Origin of the sequence: Hahella sp. HN01 (assembly GCF_018986435.1) — a bacterium.
Classification (GTDB): Bacteria; Pseudomonadota; Gammaproteobacteria; order Pseudomonadales; family Oleiphilaceae; genus Hahella.
The window spans coordinates 1-11,901 of record NZ_JAHMIN010000039.1 but is presented as its reverse complement, the minus strand read 5'-3'; the positions used below and the strand labels follow the sequence as shown (position 1 = coordinate 11,901).

Genomic DNA, 11,901 nt, shown 5'->3' with positions numbered 1-11,901 from the left:
AAAGTAGGTTGGAAAAGCGCAGCGCCTTCCAACATCCAAACGTTCAAAACTACCGCCACGTTCGACTTTTCTTCTCCACAAACCCCGCCAAGATCCGCGCTGTATTTTCGTTTCACGAAAACAGTTGGATGGCGCTCCGCTTATTCAACCTACAATTAACGCCGCCTCCCAAAGTAGGTTGGAAAAGCGCAGCGCCTTCCAACATCCAAACTTTCAAGGTCACTCCCACGTTCAAAACTACCGCCACCTCCAATATTGTCTCCCCAAAAGCCCACACACTGCGGCGCTCCAATTTGTTGGCGACCTGTTTATAAACTAACCTTATTACGGTTACTGGCCGCTGCGCCACGCCACCCTGGGGATTTGTAAACAACGCCGTTTGACCTTCGCCTGATGAACTTTCTCCCCGAGGTTTATCGGCCTACGCCAATGATCTATCTCAAACAGAGAGGTATAAGCATGAAGGCTCTTTCTACCTTGATTCTGACCATGCTCGTTGCGTTTTCCGCGCAGGCGGAGACCGTCACAGCTGCGCAGGACCCTTGGCCGCCGTTTATACAGGAGGGGAGTGATCCCGGAATTTCCATTGCGCTGCTGAAAGCGGCGATGGAGAAAGAGGGTTACACGGTGGATTTCAAAATCCTGCCGTGGAAACGGGCGTTGAACGACGTGATCAACGGCAATATCGACATATTGCCCGGCGCCTGGTTCACGGAGGAGCGCGCCAAAGTGCTGAACTACAGCAACTACTACGCGCAGAACAGCATCAAGTTCATCAAGCGTAAAGGCGACCCGTTTGAGTTCAATGGGCTGGATAGTCTCAGCGGGAAGAAGGTCGGCATCGTCAGCGGTTACGGCTATGGCGACGAGTTCACCCACGCCACTAATTTCTCCAGACCGGAAGCGGGGACGATAGAGGCCAACGTTAAAAAGCGGTTGAGCGATCGCGTGGACCTGACCCTGGAAGATGAGATCGTCGCCAAGTCTGTCATGAAGGACGCCGGCATCGACCTGGGTTCGGTGGAGTTCACCAGCAACGCCCTGTCGGTGAACGACCTGCATGTCGCCACCGGCAAGGCCAACTCTCAGGGCCAGAAAATCATCGAGGCTTACAATCGGGGTCTCGCCGCCATCAAAGCGGACGGAACCTACGACAAGATCCTGGCGGATTACGGAGTCAAATAATCCGCCTACAGTCATATCTGCCGCCAGACAAGCCGGTCTCGTGCGAACGGGCGGGACTGTCTGGCGGCTGAATTTGCATTGATTTACAAATGTGTCATGCCAAAAAGGAGATGATCAGAGCAGACTGCTTTAACCGGTAGCCACCTAACTATGAGGCGTATACCGGCAGCAAGCGCGTTACGCTGAGGCGGCGTCAAACGGACGCAGGGAGAGCCACGCTTTTTCACATGCCTTTGTCATAGAAGTTAGAGTAAGAATGACCCTACGAAAGCTGTTGGCGGGTATCTTTCTGAGAAGCCTCCTCGTTCTCCTGATCGGGATATGGCCGCCGAAGGATGGGGCGCACGCGGAAGAGTTCAGAGTGCTGGCTCATAACACGGAATTTCCCCCCTATTATTTCTACCAGGATGGCGTCCCAACCGGCTTCTACAAAGACTTTTTCGATGCCATCAGCCGTATCACCGGCGACACCTTCGTCTCACAAACACACCCCTTGGCCCGCGGCCTGATGATGTTCAATGAAAATCTGGTGGATATCGAGTCGGGAGTGAATCCCGCATGGCGGGCAGGGGAGAAAACCCTGGGGCTGTTTACCATTCCCTATGCGCAATCCGTCGACATCCTGCTATTCGGCCGCAATAAAAGCCTGCCCGTCGAAGCGCCCTCAGACTTAATTGGCAAACGCATCGGCGTCGTGCGCGGCTACCAATATCCAACCTTCACCAAACTCTTCCAAAGCGGCGCCATCGAACGCTACGACGTCAACGGCGAATCCCAACTCCTCACCATGCTCCTCGCCGGCCGCCTGGACCAGGTCATCATTAACAAAGACCTCGTCCTCTACCGCATGCGCGAAAACCCCGTCTACCGAGGCCTTGAACCCGGCTTCGAAGTCGGCGGCGTAGACGTCATGCTACGCATCCACCCCAACAAAGCCGCCGCACTGGACCGGTTGAATGCAGCGATTAAGGAGTTGCTTGATAGTGGGGAGATTGAGGGGATTTGGGATAAATATCGGTAATGACCGGAGCGTTAAAGCAATAGAAAAGATGTTGACTGATGGTGTTATGATTTTCCCGCCGTATGCCCAAGTCGGGCAACGTCCACGCCAACTAAAAAACCTGCCCAAGCAATGAGCGAATCTAAAGACGGGTATCAATGAATAGAAAAGTGAAATGGCAAAAAGGCTCTCCAAAATGGGAGGGAATTTTTCTAGCGTCAACAAAGTTTCCCAACGGGCTCGGAGAAAACCAGCTACTGCGGTGGAAAGACAACTGCTGGTATGACCTGCCCGGCGAAGAAAAAGTACCTGATACGCATATCATTGTCGGATTCATCTCGACTACAGAAATAGTCGCCCGCTTTCGCGGCGAATGGCCTGAGTGGGATACGGAGGAATAGGGCCTTTTGATAAGAACAGATAACGGGCTATCGTAGGCAGCTTTGGCCGATCTTGCAGGTAATGACCGAAGCCACATTATTTTTAGCTTCTCGGCGCTATATGTTTATTAACGTCACCATCCCATCCAGGCGTTCCTTGGTCTTTTCCCACTTTGGCATGACCTGGCCCATTAGTCGGTAGAATCGCTCACTGTGGTTATGCTCAGCGATGTGGCAAAGCTCGTGCAGGATCACGTAGTCGATGCATTCGCGGGGCGCTTTGACCAGGTGAGGGTTCAGGGTGATTAGGCCATTGGGTGAACAGCTGCCCCATTGGGTTTGCATCGTCAGTATGCGCAGCGGTGGCCGTCCATCTACCCATAGGGTTTGCTCCAGCATAGCGTCGAGGCGCTTGGCGAAGGTTTCCTTGGCTCGTGCTTTGTACCAGTCAGTCAGTAGCTCTTTAACCTTGTCGGCTGACTTTGTTCGTACCGATACTTCCAGCTTGCCGCGTAGCAGTTTCACGCCTTGAACCTGCTCAGGCGCTTCAATCACTTTCAGCAGGTACTGTTTCCCCAGATAGTAATGGCTCTCGCCGCTGATGTACTGACGCGGGGTGGTGAACTCAAGCTGTTTGCGAAAGTGCCTAAGTTGCTCGTATATCCAACGGCCACGTTTTTTAACCGCGGAGAGAACTGCTTCGCTGTCAGCCTCTTCGGGAGCAGACGCGATGACCCGGCAATCGGGATGCACCTTGATTAATACCTTGCCAGTCGCATGCGGGCGTTTAACTCGCTCAAATATTATTTGCTCGTCACCGTAGCGGAAGCTCATGGTCTGGCCCGATTTCGTTGATTGGGGTTTTATCGGCGCATTCATCTGGTGATCCCCGTTCAAACCCTGCTCAATCCCACACGGGTGATCTGAACAATCATCTCAACAATCTTCTTGGCCTGATCCATGCCGCCGCCAATGGCTTTGCATTCCTGGAACATACGGGGAAGTAGTTTTTTTCGAATGTCAGCTTCGATGTTCTGCGGGTTGATGGAGTTCTCCGCGACAGAGGTTTCTACCGTCTGGTCAATTTCAAAGGCGACTTCGACCCACTTATCCAGAACTTGCTGATCCCCACTATTAACAGTGAGGGCAAAGGCTTCCGGCAGCACTTTCTTGAATACGCCAAAGTAGGCCTGGGCATGACGATTACCGGCAAATGCATCGGGTATGTCGTTCAAGCGTCTGTCTTGTACTTGCTCTTCAAACTCACGGAACAGCATGTACTGCTTCAATGGATGGTCGAACAGTTTTTCGGCTTCTTCAATGGCCTGACGCAGCAGTTTGGAAAACGCCTCCTGAGCATAGGGGTCATCCCGCAGCTCTTGTTCAATCATGCGTGTCACACGGGTTTTGATGATATCGGTTTCGTTGCGGGTTTTATCTTCGCTCCAGTCTTCCGGCTGTTGCTTTTGACCCATCTTGCCGACCTCATATACGCCACCGGGTTCTTTAACCTCTACGCCCACCACATGCTTATCCAGCAACTTTTTAACCTGTTCGGCGTATTCGTCATAGTCGATTTTCTCTCCCGCATCTTGCTGAACCAGTTGGCGCAGGCTGGAGAATTGCTTCACCGTTTCTTTGTAATGACGGCGATCCTGATCGCTAAAGCTCTTATCTTCAAAGAAGGTGGCTGATTGCAGGGCGACCTTCAGGCAACTGGCGAAGGCTGTCAGGGCTTCGTAGAAGTCTTCACGCACCTTCAGGTGCACATCGACCAGCTCTCCAGTAATACCCGCTGAGGGCTCTCCAGTAATACCCGTTGAGGACTCTCCACCACGCTCTTCAATCTTCGGCACCAGAACCTGACGCAACTGCTCGATGTCGTTCTTGTTTTTCACGCCATCGAATATAGCCCATAGCTGCTTATAGAGCTGTGGCAGGCGCTTGTATTCGGTACTCATCTGGTTGTAGAGGCCAGCAATATCATTGATGTCGTAACCGCCCTGAGTGCGGGAGGCCAGATCCTGATATTTCTGAATGGTGGTATCCAGTTCAGCCAGAATGCCGCGATAGTCGATGAGCAAGCCGAATTTCTTCTTCGGATGCAGACGGTTTACCCGTGCAATCGCTTGAATCAGGTTGTGCTCTTTTAATGGTTTATCGATGTACAACACTGCGTTTTTCGGCTCATCAAAGCCGGTGAGCAGCTTATCGACCACAATCAGTATTTTCAGGGAGTCATCTTTGTCGAAGCGCTCAATAATATGTTTGGTGTATGCCTGTTCATCCCCTGAGCCAAAGGGAGTGACAACATTGTCCTTCCACCACTGGGTGACTTCCGGTGTGGTGGCTTCATCTACGTCGGTATTGCCCTCACGGCTATCCGGTGGGCTCATCACTACAGCGGATTCAAACAGGCCTGCTTCATCCAGATACTTTTTATATTTGATGGCGGAGGCCTTGCTGTCGCAGGCTAACTGGCCTTTTAAACCTTCGTCGATGTTTTTAACGAAATGATTGGCGATATCCAGGGCAATCAAACGAATGCGGTCTTCCGCACCGTATACCTGGCCTTTCTTGGCGAACTTGCGCTTCAGGTCGGCTTTCTGCTCGTCTGAAAGCCCCTCCGTAATACGCTCAAACCAACTGTCGATGGCCCGTTCATTCACGTCCAGATCGGGAATACGCTCTTCGTAGAGCAGCGGCGTAACCGTCTGGTCTTCCACGGCGCGTTGCATGGTGTAAGCGTGCACAATGGGGCCAAACTTGTTGGTGGTCTTGTCGTCTTTTAACAACGGTGTGCCGGTGAAGGCGACAAAGGCGGCATTGGGCAGCGCCTGCTTCATGCGGATATGGTTTTCACCACCCTGGCTGCGGTGGCCTTCGTCTATCAGCACAATAATGTCGGGGCTGTGGTTTACGCACTCCGGCATCTTGGTGGCGGTATTAAACTTCTGGATCAGCGAGAAGATAATCCGCTCAGTACCTTTGCCGATCTGTTCGGCCAAGCGTTTGCCAGAGGTGGCCATCGCCGCCTCTTTGTCTTTTTTACCGGCCAGTTCACCGCCAGAGGCAAAGGTTTTACTGAGCTGGGTTTCCAGATCCACCCGGTCAGTCACCACCACGATACGGCATTGCTTCAGGCTTTCGTACAGGATCAGCGCCTTGCTTAAAAACACCATGGTGAATGACTTGCCCGACCCCGTGGTATGCCAGATCACACCGCCTCGATCTGACCCCCTCCCAGCCTCCCCCTTGCCAGGGGGAGGAGTTTTTAAACCCCTCTCTTGGCAAGGGGAGGGTTGGGGTGGGGTCAAGCGCTCAATCAATCGTTTGATACCAAATACCTGCTGATAACGCGCGACGATTTTGCCTGCCTTTTTATCGAACAAGGTGAAGTAACGGATCATCTCCAGCAGCCGGGCAGGGCTTAACAGGCTGATCAGCAGTTGATCCTGGCCGGTAACAGCCAGCTCACCCGCAGCGGTCAGGCTCTTGTACCACTCCAGGTCCTTTGCCGGGCGGTGGCTGAACAAGCTCGCCAGCTGGTCGTCTTTGAGCTTTTGGTTTTTGATGGCGAGCATTTCTGCGTCGGAAATGTCTTCTTCACGCCAGGCGGCCCAAAACTTGGTGGGCGTACCGCAAGTACCATAGCGGCCTTCGTTGCCGTTTATGGAAAGCAGCATCTGGCTATAGGCGAACAGCAACGGGATTTCATCATGGCGCTGGTTACGCAGGCTTTGCGAAATGCCTTCGTCAATGGTGGGGCCACCCCCTTTTCCAGATCGGGCCTTCCCATCCGGGCGCTTGGCCTCAATCACCACGAGAGGAATGCCGTTCACAAAACACACAATGTCGGGTCTGCGCTTGTCTTGAAATGAAGAGCCAATACCGCCCGAGCGGGTAACGGTAAATTCTTCGGTAAACACAAAGCTGTTATTGGCCGGGTTCAGCCAGTCAATCAGGGCGACAGTTGGGCTGGCCTTTTTACCATCCACAAACTCCGTGACGGATATGCCATACAAAAGATGGTTGTACAGACGCTCATTGGCCGTCAACAGGCCTTCGTTAAGCGCGGGGCTGCACACCTCGGCAATCAGGTTGTCGATGGACTTTTCAGACAGCGGATAGCGCTTACCGGCAAAGGTGAAAGTGCGCTTCTGCAGCTCAGTGCGCAGCACCTGGCGTAAAACCACTTCGTCAGTCTTGGCACCGCGGGCGGCTAACGCAAGTTCAGGAGAGAGGAATGACCACCCTAGGTGGGTCAACAACGTGAGCGCCGGTAACTTGGCGCTGTATTCTTCCTGAAATTTGGGTGTGTATTGTGTCATTCGTTATCCTTGCTGCTTGGGCGGCGTCCAATTCAACCGTTCGCTTGGATCGTTTTCTCCAGCTTGTTCTTTCAGGAGGCGACCATGCTCTGCAAAACGTTCATACTCAGCCGCAGTTGTAAACTTTGAGTTAACAACTGCCTCTTCAGCCAGCTCTCCGTCTGCCAAGACAGCCTCCACATGCTTACCGGCGTTCTGCTTGCTCGTCTGATATTGTTCGGCCATTTCGAGCTGGGTCAGCCATGCCAGCTCCCCAGATCGCGAAGCGTAAACTGTTATTGGCCGTCTTCCGTTGTGTAGAGGATCAGATCATTTTCCATGGTTTTACCTTCTCGGTTGAAAATATGACAAGCTCGCTAGCCGGGTATTGGGTAAGCTGGCTGCCTGTCATTGTCTTTCCCCATTTTTTACTATTTGTTTCTGAATGGCCTGTAATACCCCGTCAATGTTTTTCATCACTTCTTCGTTGCTAAAGCGGATTACGTCAATACCCAAAGACTGCATATAGTTATTCCGCTCCCGATCATATTCAAGCGCGTCAGGCGTGTAATGGCTGTCACCATCAACTTCGATGACTAACGAACAGGATGCGCAGTAAAAATCGGCAATATAGTGTCCTATGCCATGTTGACGCCGGAACTTAACACCCAATTGGCTTCCGCGAAGTTTTTGCCATAAACGCTTTTCGGGGTCGGTTAGATTATTGCGTAAATCTTGTCGGCGTTGTTTGAGGTAGCGAGGATTGAAAAGGCTTTGCGGTTGAAAATATGACCCCCTCCCAGCCTCCCCCTTGCCAGGGGGAGGAGTGACGGCATCAGGCCTTCTTACTCCCTCCCCTGGCAAGGGGAGGGTTGGGGTGGGGTCATTCTGACTCATACAATCACTCGGCGCTTACCCGTCAACAACTGCTGCATCAGGGCTTTTTTCTCTTGCTTTAAGGCACCGAGCTTTTGTTGGAAAGCGGTGATTTCCTGATCGGCGATGGATAGAATCGAAGCGATTTTTTGTTGTTCAGATAGCTTTACTGGTACTGTCACTTTCAATGACTTTAGGTAGTCTGTTGTAACTCGTTTTTGGCCTGCGGAACCTTGCATATTTGCTTCGCCTCGAACTCGAAACTCTGAGGTGTTTGTCAGGTAATAGAGATATTTTGAGTCAGATTTAGCTCCTGATCTCAGGACATGGAACTCGGTACTGCCAAATCCAATACCGTTTCGCATTCGCTCGACATACGCTCCTTTGCCATTCTCGAAGCAGGGCGTAATTTTTGCCACAAGCACGTCATCATCGGCAAACGAGGTAAAGCCTTTACTCACCTCGTCATACTCGCGAACCGACGACGAAAGTAGCTTTGCATCTTCCGATACACATTCCATTGCAATAAAAGATACTTTTCCATCTTCGGGAGCAGGTGATTTCTTAGGGTTGATTTGGCAGATGGTTGACAATGAGACTTCGCGCCACTCCCCCCCAAACCTAACCCCATTCTCATCCAACAAACGTTTTTTACCGGTAAGCAGTTGCTGCATCAGGGCTTTCTTCTGCTGCTGGCTGTTGGCGAGCAGTTGTTCGGTGGTGGTGATGGCCTTATCCCAGGTGGAGAGGATTTGGGCGATTTTCTTTTGTTCGGTATCAGCTGGATGAAAGATTTTTAGCTTTCTCACCTCAGCTATATTGATTCCTTTGACAGCTTGTCCCACAGTGTTCAAATCTATTTGTCGTTGAACACTTGGCGACTGCAATGCGTAAAAAACATACAAAGGGTCATCATCGCTAGACACTCTAATTCTTGCTGTATCCTGCGTGATATTAGCGCCAGAAAGTGACGGCGGTACGATCGCAACCCGTCCTGTTGTCCCTCTTATTGTTAGTAGTAAATCACCTTGATTTACTTCCGCTCGCTTGTATTGATTATGTATTTGGGGAGATGTCCTTAGAAGGTCATCCTCCAGAATCCTACCGCCAATAATATTCTTAACTTTTATGACAGGAATTCCGTCAGAAACGTGTTCGCCAGGTTTCAGGATGCCATAGCAAATTGGGGCGCTGGGATCAACAAATGAGTCTAAAGCTGTCGCTTTCTGGTTAGGCGCCATATCCCAACTCCTCAAGATACTTAGCCATCTCCGTTTCCAGCTCGGTCAGCTGCGCTTTCAGTTGCTCACGTTCAGCACGCACCGCCATCAGATCAATTTCTTCCTCTTCTTCAAAGGTATCGACATAGCGAGGGATGTTGAGGTTGTAGTCGTTTTCTTTGATCTCATCGAGGCTGGCGACATAGGCGTATTTATCGACTAATACAGACCCCCTCCCAGCCTCCCCCTTGCCAGGGGGAGGAGTTTGCGTTCCCTCCCCTGGTAAGGGGAGGGCTAGGGTGGGGTCATTAAATGCCCGATAGGTAGCGACGATTTTGGCGATATTCTCTTCTGTCAACAGGTTCTGGTTTTTACCGGCTTTGAAGTCGCGGCTGGCGTCGATAAACAAAACCCCCTCCCTGCCTCCCCCTTGCCAGGGGGAGGAGTTTTTAACCCCCTCCCTTGGTAAGGGGAGGGTTGGGGTGGGGTCATTTCTATTTTTCCTGAAAATCAAAATCGCCGCCGGAATCCCAGTGCCGTAAAAGAGTTTCTCCGGCAGGCCAATCACGGCATCCAACAGGTTTTCGTCAATCAGTTGCTGGCGGATTTTGCCTTCGCTGGAGCCACGGAACAGTACGCCGTGTGGAACCACCACGCCCATTCTTCCGCTTTTGGGTTTTAGCGTTTCGATCATGTGCAGGATAAAGGCGTAGTCGCCTTTGGTTTTCGGCGGTACGCCACGGCGGAAGCGGCTGAACTTGTCGTGCTCGGCTTCGTCGTGGCCCCATTTATCCAGGCTGAACGGCGGGTTGGCGGTCACGATATCAAACAACATTAAATCGCCGTTTTTATCCAGCAGTTTGGGGTTACGGATGGTGTCGCCCCATTCAATTTTGTGGTTGTCTTCGCCGTGCAGGAACATGTTCATTTTTGCCAGCGACCAGGTAGAGCCAATGGCTTCCTGACCGTAGAGAGCATAGTTCTTACTGTCGTGATTTTTGCGAACTTTACTGCCACATTTCATTAACAGCGATGCGGAACCACAAGCTGGGTCACAGATGCTGTCGCCCGGTTGCGGATCTAACAGTTCAGCAATCAGGTCGCTGACTTCGGGCGGGGTATAAAATTCACCGGCTTTCTGGCCACCGCTGGCGGCGAAGTTTTTGATCAGGTATTCGTAGGCGTTACCGATCACATCCAGCGCGCCAACGCGGCTGGGTTTGAGGTTCAGCTCGGGCTTGGCGAAGTCTTCCAGCAGGTGACGCAGGATGGTGTTCTTTTGCTTTTCCTCACCCAGTTTGTCGGTGTTGAAGCTGATGTCCTGGAACACACTTTTACCGGCGTCTTTCAGTTTGGTTCCGTTGGCTTCTTCAATGGCGTGCAACGCCTGATCGATGCGCTCACCGTTGCCGGGTTCGTGACGGCGCTCGTAAAGGGCATAGAAACTGGCCGCCTTGGGCAGTACAAAACGCTCGTTTTTCATCATCTCTTCGATGAGTTCCGGCTCGTCGCCATATTCAGCCTTGTAGCCATCGTAGTGATCCTGCCACACGTCTGAGATGTACTTGAGGAACAGCATGGTGAGGATGAAGTCTTTATAGGTATCGGCGCTGATGGTGCCACGGAAGGTATCGCAGGCGGCCCAAAGCGCTTTATTGATGCTGTCTTGATTGATTCTATCTTTACCGCTCACGGCGTCTTTGTTCTGGTTCAGGACTGTGTTCATCCATTGCTTCCTTTAGTAGGGCCAAATGATTGGTAGTAGGGCCAAATCATTGGCTGGCCCGGTTTAAGTCTTAAATTCGTTGTGCTGCTGTTTAGTGGCCATGCGCCGGGTATAAGTCGTTGGCGATGGCGCCCATCATGCGTTCGCCGTTGTTTACCAGCCTCTGTATCAGCCTTTGCTCTTCATTCAGGGTGTTGGCCATCGCAATAATCGCTTGCTGTTTCGCCAGAGGAGGGACAACCACGGGGGCCTCTTCCAACACACTGCGACGAATGCTCTTTGTTAACGTGCCTTCGGCATTCTGCTCAAAATAGCGCTGAGCCGGCGCTTGATTTAGTAACCACACCATAAACTCTGGCAGAACGTCTTTCTTTTTCAGGCTGGTTTTTTTTAAGCGAATAAGAAAAAAATGCGGCGCAGCAACGGCTTGCTTACCGGTGGAGACCAGTGCCTGATCCACCTGTACGGCGTAGTTATGGCTGCCGCGAGCGGCCACTAAAATATCGCCTGCGGTGAGGTAGTCGGGTTCACGCTTGCCGGTTAGCTCTGTCTCAATACAGTCTGACCAGCGAATCCCTTCGGTTAGCGAAACATCCTTCATCTGAACCGCGACCACAGCGGAGCCTGCCGCTTCAGGGATTTTGCCCCGAAATGGATAGCCTGCATTGATGGTTGCGATCTGTTTGAGCTTCACATCTTTACCAGTTCATAGACGATGATGCAGAAATAATCAGTTGATCCCGGTTGAATGTCAAGCTAAAAGCGTTTCATCGCCTTTGATGCAAATAAAATGGCTCAATTGACCAGATTGGCGATAAAGTTGGTGTAATAGCCGCTTTCTATCCCTAACCCAACTCCAACCGCTCCCCCAACAATTCCAAAAACCACCTCACCCGATAGGGCAGAAATTGTCGGGTGGTGTAGAGGGCGGTGACGGTGAAGTTTTCGGTGGGGGTGGTGGGGAGGAGTTCGATTAGTTTGCCTTCTTGCAGGTCTTGTTCGTAGAGCCATCTCGGGCCCCAGTTGACGCCCAGGCCGCTTTTTACGAAGTAGGCGATGGATTTGAGGCTGTTGGCCATGATGGCGCTGCGGATTTTTGCGGCGGGGAAGTGGCTGCCGTCCTTGAATTGGATGTCGGATTTGGCTTGCAGTTGGGAGTAGAGCACGAAGTGGTGTTGCGCCAGATAGTGGTGTTGCGCCAGAT

General features: G+C 51.8%; 11 protein-coding genes. 3 read left to right on the top strand and 8 right to left on the bottom strand.

Annotation, left to right across the window (positions count from 1 at the left end):
* Window positions 1-459 precede the first annotated feature (459 nt).
* The 3 genes from KP814_RS26980 to KP814_RS26970 all read left to right on the top strand — a co-directional run bounded on the left by KP814_RS26980 (window position 460) and on the right by KP814_RS26970 (window position 2,586).
* Window positions 460-1,185, top strand: a complete 726-nt coding sequence (locus tag KP814_RS26980; protein WP_253938664.1) for a transporter substrate-binding domain-containing protein — start codon at window positions 460-462, stop codon at window positions 1,183-1,185.
* 256 nt (window positions 1,186-1,441) lie between these two features.
* On the top strand, window positions 1,442-2,206 hold the full coding sequence (locus KP814_RS26975; protein WP_216739690.1) for an ABC transporter substrate-binding protein: 765 nt from the start codon (window positions 1,442-1,444) through the stop codon (window positions 2,204-2,206).
* Window positions 2,207-2,343: 137 nt separating this feature from the next.
* A complete protein-coding gene (locus KP814_RS26970; protein ID WP_216739689.1) occupies window positions 2,344-2,586 on the top strand; it encodes a hypothetical protein in 243 nt (80 codons plus the stop codon).
* Between the two features lie 96 nt (window positions 2,587-2,682).
* Here KP814_RS26970 and KP814_RS26965 read toward each other — a convergent pair whose 3' ends face one another.
* The 8 genes from KP814_RS26965 to KP814_RS26930 form a co-directional block, all read right to left on the bottom strand.
* Window positions 2,683-3,444, bottom strand: a complete 762-nt coding sequence (locus tag KP814_RS26965; protein WP_253938663.1) for a M48 family metallopeptidase — start codon at window positions 3,442-3,444, stop codon at window positions 2,683-2,685.
* Between the two features lie 14 nt (window positions 3,445-3,458).
* The gene (locus tag KP814_RS26960) at window positions 3,459-6,896 is read right to left on the bottom strand and encodes a type I restriction endonuclease subunit R (RefSeq protein ID WP_216739688.1); all 3,438 of its coding nucleotides are present in this window, start codon (window positions 6,894-6,896) and stop codon (window positions 3,459-3,461) included.
* Window positions 6,897-6,899: 3 nt separating this feature from the next.
* Entirely contained in the window at window positions 6,900-7,121 is a 222-nt protein-coding gene (locus KP814_RS26955; protein ID WP_216739687.1) for a hypothetical protein, read from the bottom strand.
* A 162-nt stretch (window positions 7,122-7,283) separates the two neighbouring features.
* Window positions 7,284-7,772: an endonuclease domain-containing protein gene (locus KP814_RS26950; protein ID WP_216739686.1), complete on the bottom strand. Its 489-nt coding sequence runs from the start codon at window positions 7,770-7,772 to the stop codon at window positions 7,284-7,286.
* The gene (locus tag KP814_RS26945) at window positions 7,769-8,992 is read right to left on the bottom strand and encodes a restriction endonuclease subunit S (protein ID WP_216739685.1); all 1,224 of its coding nucleotides are present in this window, start codon (window positions 8,990-8,992) and stop codon (window positions 7,769-7,771) included. The genes KP814_RS26950 and KP814_RS26945 overlap by 4 nt, the downstream gene beginning before the upstream one ends.
* Window positions 8,982-10,697, bottom strand: a complete 1,716-nt coding sequence (locus KP814_RS26940; protein ID WP_216739684.1) for a class I SAM-dependent DNA methyltransferase — start codon at window positions 10,695-10,697, stop codon at window positions 8,982-8,984. Before KP814_RS26940 ends, KP814_RS26945 begins: the two co-directional genes overlap by 11 nt.
* A 91-nt stretch (window positions 10,698-10,788) precedes the next feature.
* The gene (locus KP814_RS26935) at window positions 10,789-11,391 is read right to left on the bottom strand and encodes a restriction endonuclease subunit S (protein WP_216739683.1); all 603 of its coding nucleotides are present in this window, start codon (window positions 11,389-11,391) and stop codon (window positions 10,789-10,791) included.
* Window positions 11,392-11,542: 151 nt separating this feature from the next.
* Window positions 11,543-11,901, bottom strand: a 359-nt coding sequence (locus tag KP814_RS26930) for a LysR substrate-binding domain-containing protein (RefSeq protein ID WP_253938662.1), incomplete at its 5' end; no start/stop codon positions are given.

What these genes read in the sequence shown, in the direction of transcription:
- KP814_RS26970 (WP_216739689.1), top strand. Translation starts at nt 2,344, where the DNA reads ATGAATAGAAAAGTGAAATGGCAAAAAGGCTCTCCAAAATGGGAGGGA.
- KP814_RS26940 (WP_216739684.1), bottom strand. Translation starts at nt 10,697, where the DNA reads ATGAACACAGTCCTGAACCAGAACAAAGACGCCGTGAGCGGTAAAGAT.
- KP814_RS26960 (WP_216739688.1), bottom strand. Translation starts at nt 6,896, where the DNA reads ATGACACAATACACACCCAAATTTCAGGAAGAATACAGCGCCAAGTTA.
- KP814_RS26975 (WP_216739690.1), top strand. Translation starts at nt 1,442, where the DNA reads ATGACCCTACGAAAGCTGTTGGCGGGTATCTTTCTGAGAAGCCTCCTC.
- KP814_RS26950 (WP_216739686.1), bottom strand. Translation starts at nt 7,772, where the DNA reads ATGAGTCAGAATGACCCCACCCCAACCCTCCCCTTGCCAGGGGAGGGA.
- KP814_RS26980 (WP_253938664.1), top strand. Translation starts at nt 460, where the DNA reads ATGAAGGCTCTTTCTACCTTGATTCTGACCATGCTCGTTGCGTTTTCC.
- KP814_RS26965 (WP_253938663.1), bottom strand. Translation starts at nt 3,444, where the DNA reads ATGAATGCGCCGATAAAACCCCAATCAACGAAATCGGGCCAGACCATG.
- KP814_RS26945 (WP_216739685.1), bottom strand. Translation starts at nt 8,992, where the DNA reads ATGGCGCCTAACCAGAAAGCGACAGCTTTAGACTCATTTGTTGATCCC.
- KP814_RS26955 (WP_216739687.1), bottom strand. Translation starts at nt 7,121, where the DNA reads ATGGCCGAACAATATCAGACGAGCAAGCAGAACGCCGGTAAGCATGTG.